Source organism: bacterium, from assembly GCA_030685015.1.
In the GTDB taxonomy this organism is placed as follows: domain Bacteria; phylum CAIWAD01; class CAIWAD01; order CAIWAD01; family CAIWAD01; genus CAIWAD01.
This window is the reverse complement of the sequence record JAUXWS010000090.1, coordinates 14,510-30,094: the sequence shown is the minus strand read 5'-3', so window position 1 is coordinate 30,094 and position 15,585 is coordinate 14,510. Positions and strand designations below refer to the sequence as shown.

At 68.0% G+C, this 15,585-nt stretch carries 10 protein-coding genes and 1 tRNA gene; 1 reads left to right on the top strand and 10 read right to left on the bottom strand.

What is annotated here, in order from left to right; genetic code table 11:
* Positions 1-371: 371 nt before the first annotated feature.
* Together Q8O14_13385 and Q8O14_13380 are read right to left on the bottom strand one after the other, a co-directional pair.
* Positions 372-1,346: an SUMF1/EgtB/PvdO family nonheme iron enzyme gene (locus Q8O14_13385; protein ID MDP2361719.1), complete on the bottom strand. Its 975-nt coding sequence runs from the start codon at positions 1,344-1,346 to the stop codon at positions 372-374.
* Positions 1,347-2,578: 1,232 nt separating this feature from the next.
* A tRNA-Leu gene (locus tag Q8O14_13380) sits at positions 2,579-2,661 on the bottom strand.
* A 158-nt stretch (positions 2,662-2,819) separates the two neighbouring features.
* On the opposite strand from Q8O14_13380, the gene Q8O14_13375 reads away from it, so the two are divergent.
* Positions 2,820-4,643: a T9SS type A sorting domain-containing protein gene (locus tag Q8O14_13375; protein MDP2361718.1), complete on the top strand. Its 1,824-nt coding sequence runs from the start codon at positions 2,820-2,822 to the stop codon at positions 4,641-4,643.
* 73 nt (positions 4,644-4,716) lie between these two features.
* Here the strand turns inward: Q8O14_13375 and Q8O14_13370 are convergent, their stop codons facing one another.
* From Q8O14_13370 to Q8O14_13335, 8 genes are all read right to left on the bottom strand, one after another.
* On the bottom strand, positions 4,717-5,310 hold the full coding sequence (locus Q8O14_13370) for a superoxide dismutase (protein ID MDP2361717.1): 594 nt from the start codon (positions 5,308-5,310) through the stop codon (positions 4,717-4,719).
* 139 nt (positions 5,311-5,449) lie between these two features.
* Positions 5,450-7,063: a FlgD immunoglobulin-like domain containing protein gene (locus Q8O14_13365; GenBank protein MDP2361716.1), complete on the bottom strand. Its 1,614-nt coding sequence runs from the start codon at positions 7,061-7,063 to the stop codon at positions 5,450-5,452.
* A gap of 404 nt (positions 7,064-7,467) precedes the next feature.
* The gene (locus Q8O14_13360) at positions 7,468-7,992 is read right to left on the bottom strand and encodes a hypothetical protein (protein ID MDP2361715.1); all 525 of its coding nucleotides are present in this window, start codon (positions 7,990-7,992) and stop codon (positions 7,468-7,470) included.
* 125 nt (positions 7,993-8,117) lie between these two features.
* Positions 8,118-9,194, bottom strand: coding sequence for a [FeFe] hydrogenase H-cluster radical SAM maturase HydE (gene hydE, locus Q8O14_13355; GenBank protein ID MDP2361714.1), 1,077 nt, complete (start codon positions 9,192-9,194; stop codon positions 8,118-8,120).
* 55 nt (positions 9,195-9,249) lie between these two features.
* On the bottom strand, positions 9,250-10,509 hold the full coding sequence (hydF, locus tag Q8O14_13350; GenBank protein ID MDP2361713.1) for a [FeFe] hydrogenase H-cluster maturation GTPase HydF: 1,260 nt from the start codon (positions 10,507-10,509) through the stop codon (positions 9,250-9,252).
* 34 nt (positions 10,510-10,543) lie between these two features.
* Positions 10,544-11,938 (bottom strand): aspartate ammonia-lyase, encoded by a 1,395-nt coding sequence (locus Q8O14_13345; GenBank protein MDP2361712.1) that lies wholly within the window; start codon positions 11,936-11,938, stop codon positions 10,544-10,546.
* A gap of 96 nt (positions 11,939-12,034) precedes the next feature.
* Positions 12,035-13,444 (bottom strand): [FeFe] hydrogenase H-cluster radical SAM maturase HydG, encoded by a 1,410-nt coding sequence (gene hydG, locus Q8O14_13340; protein ID MDP2361711.1) that lies wholly within the window; start codon positions 13,442-13,444, stop codon positions 12,035-12,037.
* A 188-nt stretch (positions 13,445-13,632) separates the two neighbouring features.
* Positions 13,633-15,564: an NADH-dependent [FeFe] hydrogenase, group A6 gene (locus Q8O14_13335; GenBank protein ID MDP2361710.1), complete on the bottom strand. Its 1,932-nt coding sequence runs from the start codon at positions 15,562-15,564 to the stop codon at positions 13,633-13,635.
* Between the last annotated feature and the right edge of the window lie 21 nt (positions 15,565-15,585).

Sequence of the window (15,585 nt, the reverse complement as noted above, 5' to 3'; positions counted from 1 at the left end):
GCCCATGGTGATTCGCGTTTCCGTCTCGGGCATCGCCCATGGTGATTCGCGTTTCCGTCACGGGCATCGCCCATGGTGATTCGCGTTTCCGTCACGGGCATCGCCCACGGTAAACGGTGATCCCCATCGGGGACATCCCCCCGCGCCAACGGCGCGGTCCAGGTCGCATTCCCATCGCCGTCGCTCCCACCTGGGGTGTCACCCCAGGCTGATATGAATCGCGCCGTTGGCGCTGCCAAAAACCAAGGGCCAAAGCCCAAGCACCCAAGGGCTCAGGGAGTCCTGGCACAGCGGAAGCCGATGTAGTAGTGGCGAGTCGTGGGTGCGTAGCTGTACCGGTTGGCACAACGGGCGCTCGAACTGTAGCTGTATCAGCCGCCGCCACGCACCACCCGGTAGGCGCCGGATACAGGACCCTGAGGGTTGTTTAACGGTGATACACCATAGTACGATGCATCGTACCAGTCGTTCACCCACTCATAGACATTGCCCGCCATGTCATAGCAACCCGCCGGACTGACGCCCGTGGCATAAACGCCGCAAGGCGAGGTGTACTGCCAGCCATCCGCCGTGCCGCTGATGTTGGCATGGTAGGTGGTGCCGTTCATGTTGACGTCGAAGATGTTGCCCCAGGGCCACAGCCGGTTGTCCGCCGCGCCCTTGGCGGCCCGCTCCCATTCCGCCTCCGTGGGCAGGCGCTTGTCGGCCCAGGACGCGTAGGCGACGGCATCCGCCCAGTAGACCATCACAACCGGGAAATCCGGGTAGTTGAGGAAGTAGCCGGTCATGCCCGTGAAGCCAGGGTCCGGCGGGTAGCTGCGCCCCGTGGCGTCGCAGAAGCGCTTGTACTCCAGGTTGGTGACCTCGTACTGGTCGATCCAGTAGGCGTCCAGGTAGACGCTGTGCTCGGGAATGGCGCTCCCGCCCACCGTGCTGGAGCCCATGGTGTAGGTTCCGGCGGGCACCAGCACCATGCCCTCGGGCACGCCGTTGATGAGGCTGTGGGCCGTCACTTTCACCTGGGTGATGTTGACGTAGTGGCGATCATAGTCCAGGCCGGCGTTCCACAGAATGGTCTTGCCGCCGCCGGGCAGGATGCCCGGCCCCACGTCGCCGGACAAGGCATGGGCCGGCACTGTCCATGTGCCGAAGTTGTCGCGGTCCACCTGGACGAAGATCCAGCAAGGCAGACCCTCGCTCTCGGCCAAGCTGTAGGTGATCTGCACGATCTCCGTGCCAGCCTGCTGCTGGGCCACCAAGTTGGAGACGGTGGGCTGGCCAGCACTAGCAAACGACACGCACAGGGCCACCAGCAGGGCTGTAGCCATTGACCAACGTGGATTCATGTCTCCTCCAGACAGGATGGCACAATCCGGCTTGCCAGTGGGGAAACCGGAATCATGATAGGGGGGGCTGAACAAGCTTGCGCAGAGTACATGTTTGAGTGTCAAGACTCAAGCTAAATCACTACCGTCACAGCGAAGCAAGGCCGTTCAGAGGAGCGATATCAACAGGGCCACACAATCTGGAACGAGTTGGCCTTTCCCTTGAAAGGCGGATAACAATCGAGGGCCTGGAATGACTGGGAGCGAGTTGTTTCAGGTTCAGGATTTGGCGCCCTCCTTCCCTTCATCTCGCCGCAGCATCTCCTCCGTCGCCCGCTCCACGCTTGCCCGCACGGGACCAGCACTAGCCTGGCGTAAATCTCCGTCGTCACCTTGGACTCATGGCCCAGCGTCTTTTGGATTACCTCCAGGGGCGTCCCCGTGTCGATCTGGAAGGAGGCCAGGCTGCGCCGCAGATCGTGCATGTGCAGGTCCGTGATTCATGCCTGCTTGCAGATCCGCCCCAGCCACTCTGTGTGAAGGCAATGTGGCCCTGCTGCGTTTCAGGGAAGACGCATGGGCCTGCCTGCGCAGCGTGGCGACGCTCCAGGGCCGCTATCGCGTGCGTGGACAAGTCGACGTGCAGTTCGCGGTGGGTCTTCGACTCGCCGGCAGGAATCGTCCAGAGTGCCATCTCGCGTGATACATGCTCTCACTGCATGGATAAAGGGTTGGCCTGGCACGCCGGTGAAGAGCAGAAGCAGGATGACGTCGCGCAGAGCGTTTCCGCTGATCGAAGATCTCGATGTGTGCCGCCGGGCTGGGAATGCTCAGCTCATGCACGGCGATGGCGACTGTAGGACGGCCTTCAGCGTCGCCACCATGCGGTTGGCCACCAGGCGGTCGTTCTACTCACCGATCCGCTGATGGAGTGCTTCCACGTCCTTGCGGCAAGGTCACGCACGGTCCGCCCCTGTCGTGCGCGTAGATGCGCATCCCATGCGCGGCGGTACTCCTGCCGTGTCAGGCACCGGCGCTGGTTGGATGCGCGGGCCACGTACTCCACGAAGACTCCGCCAGAATGTGCACGGCGACGACGACGTGGAACAAGTAGGATTCTCGTGGCTAAGCGAACGATCTTCCCCGGATCTTCGGCGCTCACGACAGCCGGCACCTTAGAGGTGTGAGGGACCGGCGCGGGATCGGGGTTTCAATGTTCAGTCTCGAATTGAGTTAAGCCTTTGACTGTCAAGTACCGAAGGGGGGACTTGAACCCCCACGCCCTTGCGGGCAACAGATTTTGAGTCTGCCGCGTCTACCATTCCGCCACTTCGGCGCGGGGCCAATATAGCCTGCGCCCGGGGAAGATGCCGGCCCCCAGGGAGCGCCCGTTTTCTTTCTGAATCGTTCGAGGAGAGAGTGCTTCCGCTTGACTCGGCAGGTCCAAGCACTACCTTGTCAACGGAGTAACACGACTTCCCGGAGGATCCTCCCATGCAGGTTGGCGCGCGCTGGATCGCGGCCTGGTCGCTGGCGCTGGCATGCAGCCTGGCGGCGCGGGCCGAACACCCGGATGTCAGCTGGCTGGTTTACACGGGGGCGGGCTCCTGCGCCTCGCCCTGCCACGTCAACGGCAGCTGGACGATGGAGGCGACGGCCCGCCAGTTCACCCACAGCGCCCACTTCCAGTTGAAGGCGCCCGTGCCGGCCCAGACCATCTTCCATCCGGGCGGCGGCGCGGTCACGGGTTCGCACGGCATGCTCAACCGCCTGGACAGCCTGCCCGGCACCCTCTCCATCCTGGACTGGCTGGGCCTGCGCCAGTTGGACAACCCGGCCACGCCCGGCGGCGAGGCCGCCGGCTGCGCCCGCTGCCACGCCTCCACCGGACGGGTGGCCCCCGCCCAGTTGAACGAGGAGGCCTGGCACAGCGTGGACTGCCTTATCTGCCACAGCCTGGATTACCGGGTGGGCGGGCAGCCCCTCACCAACGCCGCCGCGCGCCGCCCCGTGGCGGACGCCACCTCCCCCACGGGCTGGCGCCTGCCCCTCCCCGCCGGCGCCGACCTGGGCGCGGCCAGCCGCAGCATCGTGGCGCACCCCACCACCCAGGCCTGTCAGCGCTGCCACCTGCACGCCGACAACGGCTACCTGCACCGCACGGGCGCCGACAACGCCACGGACGACCTGCACGCCCAGACCCTCTCCTGTTTCGTGTGCCACGCCAGCGAGAACCACCGTTTCGCCGCGGGCCGGCCCAAGCCCACCCAGTGGGCCGTGGAGCGCTTCGGCACCCAGGCCGGCAACCAGGTGACCTGCGCCGGCTGCCACAGCCTGGTGGGCCAGGCGGCGCGTCCCGATCTCAACATCGTGGTGCCGGCCCACTCCGGCGTGCCGCTCATCCATTTCACTTGGCTGGCCTGCGAGAGCTGCCACATTCCCGAGGTGCGCGGCCTGGAATGGCAGGCCTTCGACCGCCTGGAGCGCGTCGTCGAGAACGGGCGTTTCAAGCGCTGGCAACCGCGCAGCGGGGTCGGGCTGACGCCGCGCGCCCCCGAGTACCGCTGGTATGACGGCACGGTGTGGACGGACGACCAGCCCCGCGGCGCCTTCCGCACCTACCTGCACCGCATCGCGCCCTTCCGGCGGGTGCAGTCGCGCGTGCCGCAGGACATGGCCAGCAACCGCCTCCTGCCCCTCGACCTGGCCATCCTGGGCGACGCCGACAGCCTCATGACCAACTTCGTGCAGCTGCCCCTGGACACCCTGGGCCTGCTCGACCGCGCCGTGCGCCAGGGCGTGGCCGCCGCCGCCGCCCAGGACCCCGCTTCCTGGAGTGGCCTGGTCAACGCCCAGGGCCACTACACGGGACAGTGGCGCATGATCGACCGCCAGATGATGTTCCCCGTGAACCACGGCGCGCGCCGTCCCGCAGAGCGCGTCCTGTCCTGCCTGGACTGCCACATCATCGGCACACGCCTCGACTGGACAGCATTGGGCTACAGCGGCGATCCCTACTACGGCACGGCGGTGGACACCCAGCCCGGACCCGCCGATTTCTGGCTGGGGCCCTGCCGGCCCAATCCCTTCAACAATTCCACCATCGTGCCCTTCCAGCTGGGCGGGCCGGCCGTGGTGGACCTGGCCGTGCACGACCTGCAGGGCCGGCAGGTGCTGTCCGTCCTCGCGGCGCGGCCCATGAACGCCGGGCGGCACGAGGTGCAGATCGCCGCCGACCGCCTGCCCAGCGGCGTCTACCTTTACCGCCTGCGGGCCGACGGCCGCGAGCGCGCGGGCAAGATGCTCCTCGTCAAGTGATCGACCCGAGCCATGGTTGAACAAAAGCCCCGCCGGCGCGCCGGCGGGGCTTTTCTCTGATGGCCTCCCGGCTTCAGCCCAGGCGGGTCGCCACGGCCGCCCAGTCCACCAGGTGGGCCAGGAAGGCGTCCAGGTAGTCGACGCGGCGGTTCTGGTAGTCCAGGTAATAGGCGTGCTCCCAGACATCCACCGTGAGCAGGGGCCGCTGGCCGCGGACCAGCGGCGTGTCGGCGTTGGCTGTTTTGGTCACCTTGAGCACGCCACCCTCCTCCACCAGCCAGGCCCAGCCGCTGCCGAACTGGTTAAGGCCGGCCTGCTTGAACTGCTCAAGGAAGGCCTCCACGCCGCCGAAGTCGTGGGTCAGGCGCTCGGCCAGACGGCCCGCCGGCCGGCCGCCGCCGCCCGCCCTCATCCCCTCGAAGTAGAAGGTGTGGTTCCAGACCTGGGCCGCGTTGTTGAAGACGCCGGCCTTGCCCGGGTCGCCGGCGCTGGCGCGCACGATGGCCTCCAGGGGCTGGCCGGCCAGCTCCGTCCCCTCGATCAACTTGACCAGGTTGGTGACGTAGGTCTGGTGGTGCTTGCCGTGGTGGAAGCCCAAGGTGCGCTCGCCGAGGTGCGGGGCCAGGGCGTCCGCCGCGTAAGGCAGCGGGGGCAGGGTGATGGACATGATGATCTCCTGTCGATGGGTTGTCGCGATGGGGGAAGATAGGGAGGACGGAGGAGCGACGGATGTGGGCCGACCATGGGAAGGGTGCGCGGCGGCCCTTCCGGTGTCCTGGCGCAGGTGGAAGACGGGCCGCGGCGGCTCAGCGCAGCAGCAGCAGCTTGCGGGTGCGCAGTTCGCCGCCCGCCGCGACCACCGCCAAGTAGAGCCCCGAGGCCGCCGGGGCGCCGCTCTCGCTCCGCCCGTCCCAGTGCAGCGCATGGGAGCCCGCCGGCAGGACGCCCTCCTCCAGCAGCCGCACACGCCGGCCGGCCAGGTCGACGATCTCGGCGCGCACCGGCGTGGGTATGCTCAGCGTCAGATCCAGACGTGTGGCGGGGTTGAAGGGGTTGGGGGCGGGTTCCCCCAGAAGGAAACCGCTCGGTGTCACCTGTCCCAGCGGCGAGGTCTCCGGCATCCAATTCAACGTGAGGGCATAACGCCCGCTGCTGTCGTGGGTCAGAGAACTCCAATCTCCGTTGTGTGAGCCACCATGGACCTCGCCATAGGTTCCGTCGACGACCAGGGTATAGGTGCCTGGATCCAGGTGCAGGCTATGGGGACCCGGGCCGCAGGCGAGCACATTCGTTGGTCCCAGGATCGCCACATCGGCGTTGTAGCTGGCCGTCAACAGGCAATCCAGCCGGCCGGAGAAGTCGGTTGTGAACTGGTAGCAGACATCGTTGCCCCAGGCGTGCCACTCCTTTGTCTCTGACCAATCGTAGTGGTTGGGATTGTGCCAATACCACGTGTGGCAAGCGCAAGCATCGCAATCCGTGAAGTCGGCGCGATACAGGTCGGTGCTGCCGGCCACGACCAGGGGAAGGCCCGGGACCAGGGTCAGAGGCAGGGGATCGTCCAGCGTCTCCCCCCGCAGGTCCAGGTCCGGCAACCGGCAGTCCAGGCCGAACACAATCAGGGAGTCGGCCTGAAGGCATCGTTCCAGACTGATGGCCGTGTTGTGTCGGGGGTCCACGACGCAGCGGCTCCAGGGCAGGAGGCCGCACCAGCGCATGCGGTCGCGGTCACCCACGTCCAGGGCCACATCCCCCCGGGCACTGCGGAAGAAGAGCAGGGAATCCGTCGCACCAATGAAACGCAGGTCCGGCGCGTCCCCTCCTGGCCAAGGGGCCTCGGCCTGCACCACCAGGGATTCCCCCTGGGTCCGGCAACGCCGGATTCCCCCACGCGAGACCAGGAAGAGGTTGTCCGGATCCGGAATCACATCCGTGGTCGCGCGATCCACGCGGAAGGTCTGTGACAACCTTGGGGCCTTGCGGCGCTGGATCTCGTAGACGAAGATCGTGTCGTTGCTCAGCGCCACCAGCTGGTGCTCTCGTTGACGGCGACACAGGCGGACGTCGGAATGGGGTACGCTATCCAGGTGATTCAGTCTTGACCCGGTCAGGCGCGTGAAGGAGACGGATTTGGGGTTGGCCGTGCAGAGGACGTCCTGGACCATGGCCGCCGCGGGATTCCCGCCGGGCTCGGAGGGCACGCTGCCAAGATAGGCCAGCATCTCATAGACGCCGTTCCGGTACACGTCATAAGAGCAGCTGCCGTCGACCGCCGTCCGATAGACGACCACCGCCCCCGGAATGACGAAGACCGAGAAAGAGGCCGAAGTGACAAGGCCACGCTCATACTGGAAGACCGGCTCTCCAAGCGATCCTAGTCCGTAGGTGCGAAGATAGGCCTGGGACCAGCTCTTCCTCACCAAAGCCAGGTAATCACCGTCTGCTGCGACATCAGTGACGCCTTGGCACCCGATGGACACGATCGGATCCAGACAGACACAACCAGGGGACCGCACCAGCACCACGATCAGCCACAGGGCCAGAAACGCAAAGGGACCAACCCGCCACCGCGATGGGCCGGATCCAACTCGAGCTACTCCAGCATTTGAACCGGTCCGCTTGCTGCCAGGAGACAAGTCCAGGATGCTCAACATGTGTCACCGTTGCCAGTTGGACGATGCGGGGGTGACCAGAAGGTAAGGGCTCCGGCCATTCGGTGCCATGCGTTTCTCAGCATGAGCAATCCTCTGGCTCGCGTCTCCCCGCTCGCGCTCACCTTCGTCAGGTGGGGGTCCGAGACAGTGGGTTGTCGCCGCCGCGCGCCTCAGGCCGCGGGCGTGGCCGCATCGGCCCCCTCGCCGATCCAGCGTCCGATGCTGAAAAGGTGCCGCAGCCAGCCCACGGGGAAGGGCAGCACCAGCAGGGCCCACCACCAGGAGAGTGCGCCCTCGCCAAAACCACCGTAGGCACTCAGGACCCACATGGCGGCCACGCCGAAGCAAATCAGGCCCGTGCTGCCGTAGACGCAGGTCCGGTCGGCCGGCGCTCCCCGGCGCAGGCCCCACCACAGCATCAACAGGGAGAGCGCGACCAGGCCGAAGGGGATCAGCAGCATGGGCTGCCGGGCGGTGGCGGCCCGGAACAGGAGGAGGAGGGACAGCACGCCGATGACGGTCAACCCCCAGAGCAGGATGCGCTTGTCCGGCCGGCCGCCCAGGCGCACGCCCAGCGATCCCAGGACAGCGCCAACGCCGATGGCGATGGAACCTTCCAGGGGATCGACGGCGCCCAGCACCATCAAGAGCGGTCCGGCGATGACCAGGATGCGGGCCCAGATGCTATTCATCATGAAACGACCTCCCGTTGGGGCGGCAGGTCCCGCCGCTTCGCGCGGCGGGCCGGCGCTCCGACAAGACAGCAGCGGCCGGACGATCAAGCAAGGGAAATGTGTGGCCGGGGATTTCTCCGCGGCGCCTAGCGGCCCGCCGGCTCATGGCCGGGGCGCCAGCCCGGTCCGGTTCCCGGCACCCGGCCGATGTTGTAGATGCGCCCCTCCAGGCAGAGGGAGCATTGGGCCGCCGTCTCCGAGAGGCAGGCCTTGCCCGGGTAGATCTCATAGAGGACGCGGTACTTGGGCGGCGTGAGATTGGGCATGACGATGTTGGCGCCGCGCATGAGGCCCAGCTCCCGACCCTGCTCCTTGTTCAACGTGGCCAGGGCGGTGGTGCTGGGGATGTTGGCGTCGGGCCGCACCAGGCGGGTCAGGGCGACGACCTTGTAGGTCATCTCCTCCGTGTTGGGGACCTGCCGGCCGGCGGGGGCTGGCGGGTAGTCCGGGTGGCCATCCTGTCCCAGGGGCGTGGCGGGGTGGGGGATGTAGGGCCCCACGCCGATCATGTCCAGGTCCAGTTCGCGGAAGAGTTCGAGATCCCGCGCCAGGCTTTCGTAGGACTGGCCGGGAATGCCGATCATGACGCCGCTGCCCACCTCGTAGTCCAGCTCGCGCAGGTGCCGCAGGATGGCCAAGCGCGGTTCGCGCCCGGGGTAGCCGGGGTGGATGCGGGCGAAGAGCTCCGGGTCGGTCGTCTCGAAACGGAGCAAGTAGCGGTCGGCGCCGGCGCGGCGCCAGGCCTCGTAATCGGCCAGGGGTCGCTCCCCCAGGCTGAGGGTGATGGCCAGGCCCGTCTCGCCTGCGATGCGCCGCACCAGCTCGGCGACGGCTTCCGTCGTGTGGGCGCGGTCCTCGCCGGACTGCACCACCACCGTGCCGTAGCCGAAGACCTTGGCCTGGCGGGCGCACTCCAGGATCTCATCCGGCTCCATGCGGTAGCGCACCACCTCCGTGTTGGCCGAGCGGATGCCGCAATAGGCGCAGCGGCGCACGCAGTGGTTGCTGATCTCGATCAGGCCGCGCCGGTGCACCTCGTCGCCCACATGGCGGCGGCGGGTCTCGTCGGCGGCGGCCCACAGCTTCTCGAGGCGGGAAGGGTCCTCCTCGCGCAACCAGGCGAGGATCTCTTCGTGCGATGGCGTCCCTTCATTGGGGATCAAGGCGCTGCTCCGAGTTTCGTTCCTGGCCGCTTGTCCCGTGCCGGTCGGGGATCCCTCAGCCGCCCAGCCGCTCTTCCCGCCAGGCTTCCAGCGCGGCCGGGAAGGGGGCGAGGGCCCGCTCCAGGATACCCAGGCTGGCGGCGATGGCGATGCCGTAATTGGTCATGGGCACTCCGGCCCTCCGGCAGTGGAGCAGCCGGTTCAGCACCTCGCGGCGGTTCCACATGCAGGCGCCGCAGTGGATGACCAGCCGCCAGGGCGACAGGTCCGGCGGGAAGTCGTGGCCCTGGACGTGGTCGAACTCGAGGGCGCCGCCCACCACCTGCCGCAGCCAGCGGGGAATCTTGACGCGGCCGATGTCCTCGCCACCCGGGTGGTGGCCGCAGGCTTCGGCCACCAGCACGCGGTCCCCGGCCCGCAGCCGCTCGATGGCCGCCGCGCCGCGCGCCAGCTCGGTCAGGTCGCCTTGGCGGCGGGCGAACAGGATCGAGAAGGAGGTCATGGGCACGGTGGGAGGCGTGTCGGCCGCCACCTTGAGGAAGGCCTGGGAATCCGTCACGACCAAGGCCGGCGGGCGGCCCAGCGCGGCCAGGGCGCCGGACAGCTCCCGCTCCTTGACGACCAGGGCCCAGGCGTCGGCGTCGAGCAACTCGCGGATGGCCTGCTGCTGCGGCAGGATGAGGCGGCCGGCGGGGGCCTCCTTGTCGATGGGCACGACCAGCACGACCGGCTCGCCGGGACGCACCAGGTCGGCCAGCAGCGCCGGCTGGTTGAGCCATTCCTCCGGCGCCTTCTCGAGCAGGGCCTCGCGCAGGTCGGCCACGCCGGCGGCCAGGCCCAGCGCCCCTTGCGGCCCCGCGGTCGCCGTCGTGCGCACCACGGCCAGGCCCAGGGCGGCCAGGCGGCAGACCTCCGCCTCGTCCGCCGCCACGAGGTCACCCTTGCTGAAAACCGCCACCACCGGCACCTGGCGGGTCTGCAACTCCTCGAGCAGGTGCTGCTCGAAGCCGCCCCAGACGGGCTGGTCGCAGACGATGACGCCCAAATCCGTCCGGTCCAGCACCTGGCGCGTCTTGGCGATGCGCTGCCCGCCCAGGGCGCCTTCGTCGTCGATGCCGGCCGTGTCGATGAAGAGGACGGGGCCCAGCGGCTGCAGCTCCATGGGCTTCTCCACCGGGTCCGTCGTCGTGCCCGCCACCGCGCTGACAATGGCCGCCTGCTGGCGGGTCAGGGCGTTGAGCAGGCTGCTCTTGCCCACGTTGCGCCGGCCGAAGATGCCGATGTGCAGGCGCAGGCCCTTCCTCACCTTGGGCATCGTCCCGCCTCCGCGTGATTTTGGCAATCCATGCTCACGACCCCAGCCGCGTGACCGCTTCCGGCGAGATGGCCGCCCGGTACTCCTCCTCCGTCAGCAGGCCTTCGGCCAGCACCTGCCCGCGGATGGTGCGGCCGGCGGCTCGGGACCGTTCCACCAGCGCACAGACCGCCTCGTGGCCCAGGCGCGGCACCAGGGCCGTGGCCGCCGCGGTGGAGCCCTCCACCTGGGCGATGAGCCGCTCCTCGTTGGCTTCCAGCCCCAGCACGCAGTGCGTTCGGTAGATGCGGCAGACCGCGGTGAGCAGGTCCAACGACTCCAGCAGGCGGTCGGCGATGAGGGGCAGGAAGGGGTTGAGTTCGAGGGTGCCCGCCCCCGCCGCCTGGGTGATGGCCACGTCGTTGCCCTCCACCAGCATCGCCACCTGGACGACCGCCTCGGGGATGACGGGATTGACCTTGCCCGGCATGATGCTGCTCCCGGCCTGGCGGGGGGGGAGGCGCAGCTCGCCCAGCCCCGCCTCCGGTCCGCTGGCCAACAGGCGCAGGTCGTTGGCGCTCTTCTTCAGGGTCACGGCCAGGGCCTTGAGCAGGCCGCCCGTCTCCACGAAGACGTCGGCGTTCTGGGTGGCCTCCAGCAGATTCTCGGCGCGGGCCAGGGGCAGGCCGCTCAGCTCGCGCAAGTGGTCCACGGCGCCGAAGACGAAGGCCCGCGGCGCGCCCAGCCCGCTGCCGATGGCTGTGCCGCCCAGGTTGACGACGCGCAGGCGCTCCTGGGCTTTGAAGATGCGCCAGCGGTCGCGGGAGAGGGCCTCGGCATAGGCGGACATGCTCCGCCCCAGGGTCGTCAGCACGGCGTCCTGCAACTGGGTGCGCCCCACCTTGACCAGGTGCGCGAACGCGCGCTCGCGGTCCTGGAAGGCCTCCTGCAGCTCGAGCACGGCCTGCTCCAATACCTTCAGACCACGCAGGGCGGCCAGGCGGAGGGCGGTGGGGTAGGTGTCGTTGGTGGACTGGTGGCGGTTGAGGTCGTCCGCCGGCGAGACGCGGCCACAGGTGCCGCGCGGCTCGCCCAGCAGTTCCAGGGCGCGATTGGCCAGCACCTCGTTGACGGTCATGTTGAGGCTGGTGCCGGCGCCGCCCTGCAGGGCGTCGCCCACCACCTGCTCCAGGCCTTCCCCGTCGGCCAGCTCCCGGCAGGCGCGCCGGATGGCCTCGCCGCGGGCAGGGTCGTCCCGCCAGAGGCCCAGCGACTCGTTCATGCGGGCGCAGGCCAGCTTGACCAGCCCGTAGGCCTTGACCAGCTCCGGATGGCAGGGGCGGCCGCTCAGGGGGAAGTTCTCACGGGCCCGCAGGCCGTGGATGCCCCAGCGCGCGTGCTCCGGCACGTCGCGCTCGCCCAGCAGATCGCGCTCGATCCGGGTCTTCATCCGCTCCCCTCGCAATCTTCCGCGGCACCCATTTCGATATCGATATCGATATCGATATCGACACTCACATCCGCTCGTATCCCATAGCTGGAAGGATCAGCAGTAGACATCCCGCCGCCCGGCCCGCACCTGCTCCACCAGGCGGCGCGAGGTCTCGCGCGGACCATCGGCCATCTTCTCCAGCAGCTCGGGAATAAGGACCTCGCCGGCGGCGCGGGTGGCCGGGCTGGCGTAGTCAAGCAGGTACTCGAGGAAGGTGGAGACGGCGTTGGGGTCGCAGTGGGCACGGATGTCCCCCGGCTTGGCCAGGTCCATGAAGTCCATGCCCGTGCGCCCCAGGCGATAGCAGCCCGTGCAGAAGCTGGGGATGTATTCCATGCGCACCAGGTCGGCCACCACCTCGTCCAGCTCGCGGTGGTCGCCCAGGCTGAACTGGGCGCCCGTCTCCTCCTCCAGCTCGTGGGCGCGCAGGGCGGCCTGGTCGTCCCCCTCGACGGAGACACGGTCGCAGGCCTCCTCCTCGTCCTCGTAGCCGCCGGGATTGGTGCGGCTGCCCGCCGAGATCTGCGAGACGCCCAGGGCGAAGGTGGCGCGGCGCATCACGGTCGTCTCGCGCGTGGACATGATGATGCCCGTGTAGGGCACGGCCAGGCGCAGGATGGCCACCAGCTTGCGGAACTCGATGTCGGAGACGGGCTTGGGCGGATGCTCGCTGATGCTGGAGCCCGCGGCCGGCTCCAGGCGCGGCACGCTCACCGTGTGCGGCCCGCAGCCGAAGTGCTTCTCCAGGTGGCGCACGTGCTGCATGAGGGCGAGCAGCTCCCAGCGCCAGTCGAAGAGGCCGAAGAGGACGCCCACGCCCACGTCGTCGATCCCCGCCGTCATGGCGCGGTCCATGGCCGTGATGCGCCAGTCGTAGTCGGACTTGGGGCCGCGCGTGTGGACGGCCTTGTAGGTCTCCGGGTGGTAGGTCTCCTGGAAGATCTGGTAGGTGCCGATGCGCGCGCCCTTCAGCTCGCGGAACTCCTCCACCGTGAGCGGGGCCACGTTGACGTTGACGCGGCGGATCTCGCCGGGGCCCTCCTTCGTCTGGTAGACCGTCTCGATGGAGTCCAGCACGTAGCGGAAACCCTGGCGCGGATAAGCCTCGCCCGCCACCAGCAGCACGCGCTTGTGGCCGGTGCGGATGAGGTGGAGCACCTCGCGGGCAATCTCGTCCTGGCGCAGGGCGCGGCGTTTCAAACCCTTGTTCTTGACGCTGAAGGCGCAGTAGGCGCAATCGTTGGCGCAGAGGTTGGAGATGTAGAGGGGGGCGAAGATGACCAGGCGGTTGCCGTAGATCTCGCGCTTGACCTGCGCCGCCGTGGCGAAAAGCTCCGCGAGCAGCTCCGGGTCGCTCACACCCATCAAGGTGGCCATCTGTCCGTCATCCAGGCCGCGGCCCAGCGCGGCGCAGGCCAGCACCTCGCGCACGGCGGCGGCGTCATGGCCGCGCGCCCCTTGCAGCACCGCTTCGATCTGCCGCCCGTCGATGCGAATCGTCGTGTCCAATTCGGATTCCTTTCCGCCGGCGCCCGGCCACCGCTTTCAACGTAGCCCCGGCCGTCCGCTTCCTCAACCAGAACATCCCACTCCCAGGTCGGCGATCTGTCCATGAAAAGGCCCGAAGCCGGCAAGCTCCGGGCCATGATCGATCAGGCCATGAACTTGCCGCGCGCCGTGTAGTGGGTGTGCAGCAGCTTGTGGCTGAGATGTCCGCAGGGGCCTTCCGTCAGGAACTTGGTGTAGAGTTCCAGCACGGCCGGATTCTCGTGCGACTTGCGCACCTTGTAGGAGCTGTCCTCCGCGTAGATGGCCTTGGCCCGCGCCGCGCGGATCTCGGGCGAGGTGGGAATCGGCTGTCCACCGCCACCCAGGCAGCCGCCCGGACAGCCCATGAACTCGATGAAATGGCACTCGCTGAAGCGGCCGCCCGCCTTGATGTCGTCCATCACTCTCTTGGCGTTGGCCGTGCCGTGGGCCACCGCCACCTTGAGGGTGGCGCCCTTCAACCAGGACCAGCTGTCCACCAGGTGCTTGAACATGGGGATGACCGGGCCGACGTCCTGGATGGGCAGTTCCACGTAGCGGATGCCGTCGAAGCCGCGCACCGGGATGATGTCGGCGTGGTCGAAGAGGTTCTCCACCTGGATGCCGCACACCACCTCGATCACCGTGCGCAGCGCCGCCTCCATCACGCCGCCCGTGGCGCCGAAGATGACGCCCGAGCCCGTCGCCGTGCCGAAGGGATCATCAAAATCCGACTTGGGCAGGCGCGGCAGGTCGATGCCCGCCTCCATGAACATCTGGGCCAGCTCCCGCGTGGTCAGGCCGTAGTCCACGTCCTTGACGCCGCTGTCGCGCATCTCCGGGCGGTTGCACTCGAACTTCTTGGCCGAGCAGGGCATCAGCGCCACGGTGACGATGTCCTTGGGGTCGATGTTGTGCAGCTGGGCGTAGTAGGTCTTGATCACCGCGCCGAACATCTGTTGCGGGCTTTTGGCGCTGCTCAGGTTGGGGATGTACTCCGGGTAGAAGTGCTCGAGGTATTTGACCCAGCCCGGCGAGCAACTGGTGAACTGGGGCAGGGCCGCCTCGCGGTCGCCCTGGACCAGCGCGCGGTGGAGGCGCAGCAGCAGCTCCGTCCCCTCCTCGATGATGGTCAAGTCCGCCGTGAAGTTGGTGTCGAAGGCCTTGTCGAAGCCGCAGAGCTTGAGCGCCGTATTCATCTCGAAGGTCATGGGTGTGCCCGGCTCGCAGCCGAAGCACTCGCCGATGGCGGCGCGGGGGGCCGGGGCGGTCTGGATGACGACGTGCTTGCTTGGGTCGTCGATGAGGCGCCAGATCTCCTCGGTGGGGTCGTTGGCGCGCAGGGCGCCGGTGGGGCAGCGGTTGATGCACTGCCCGCAGTTGATGCAGACCACCTCGCCCAGGGGCTTGTCGCGGAAGGTCTCGATTGCCGTCTCGCTGCCGCGGTGGCAGGCTTCCAGCACGCCCACCTCCTGCAGGTCGATGCAGGTGCGCACGCAGCGGCGGCAGAGCACGCACTTGTCCATGTTGCGCACGACGGAATAGCTGCTCGTGTCCGTCATGTGCCGGCGTTCCGTGCGCTGGCCGAAGCGGAAATGGGTCACGCCCATCTCCTTGGCCAGGGACTGCAGCTCGCAGTTGTTGGTGCGGAAGCAGGTGTAGCATTCACCCACGTGCTCGCTGAGCAAGAGGTCGATCACATGGCGCCGGGCGTTGCGCACCTTGCGCGTGTGGGTGTGGATCGTCAAGGGACTGGTGACGGGGTAGGCGCAGGCGGCTTGCAGGGCGCGTTGGCCCTCCACCTCGACGACGCAGACACGGCAGAGGCCGGCGCTGCACAGGTCGGCGTGGTGGCAGAGGGTGGGGATGTGGATGCCCAGGCGCTTGGCCGCGTCCAGGATGGTGGTGCCCATGGGCACTTTGATCTCCTGGCCGTCGATGGACATGCGGACCTGCGCGCCGACAGCGTTCTCGTCGGCGTGGGGGGCGATCTGCTGCGCCTTCTGGGAGACAGGGGCGCGGCTCGTATCGGGATTCATTCTGCTCTCGGTGCTCATCGTTCCTCCTACGGGCGCGGC

Excerpts from the sequence above, each read along its gene's own strand:
- Q8O14_13385 (MDP2361719.1), bottom strand. The coding sequence starts at position 1,346 with ATGAATCCACGTTGGTCAATGGCTACAGCCCTGCTGGTGGCCCTGTGC.
- Q8O14_13375 (MDP2361718.1), top strand. The coding sequence starts at position 2,820 with ATGCAGGTTGGCGCGCGCTGGATCGCGGCCTGGTCGCTGGCGCTGGCA.
- Q8O14_13370 (MDP2361717.1), bottom strand. The coding sequence starts at position 5,310 with ATGTCCATCACCCTGCCCCCGCTGCCTTACGCGGCGGACGCCCTGGCC.
- Q8O14_13360 (MDP2361715.1), bottom strand. The coding sequence starts at position 7,992 with ATGATGAATAGCATCTGGGCCCGCATCCTGGTCATCGCCGGACCGCTC.
- hydF (MDP2361713.1), bottom strand. The coding sequence starts at position 10,509 with ATGCCCAAGGTGAGGAAGGGCCTGCGCCTGCACATCGGCATCTTCGGC.
- Q8O14_13345 (MDP2361712.1), bottom strand. The coding sequence starts at position 11,938 with ATGAAGACCCGGATCGAGCGCGATCTGCTGGGCGAGCGCGACGTGCCG.
- Q8O14_13335 (MDP2361710.1), bottom strand. The coding sequence starts at position 15,564 with ATGAGCACCGAGAGCAGAATGAATCCCGATACGAGCCGCGCCCCTGTC.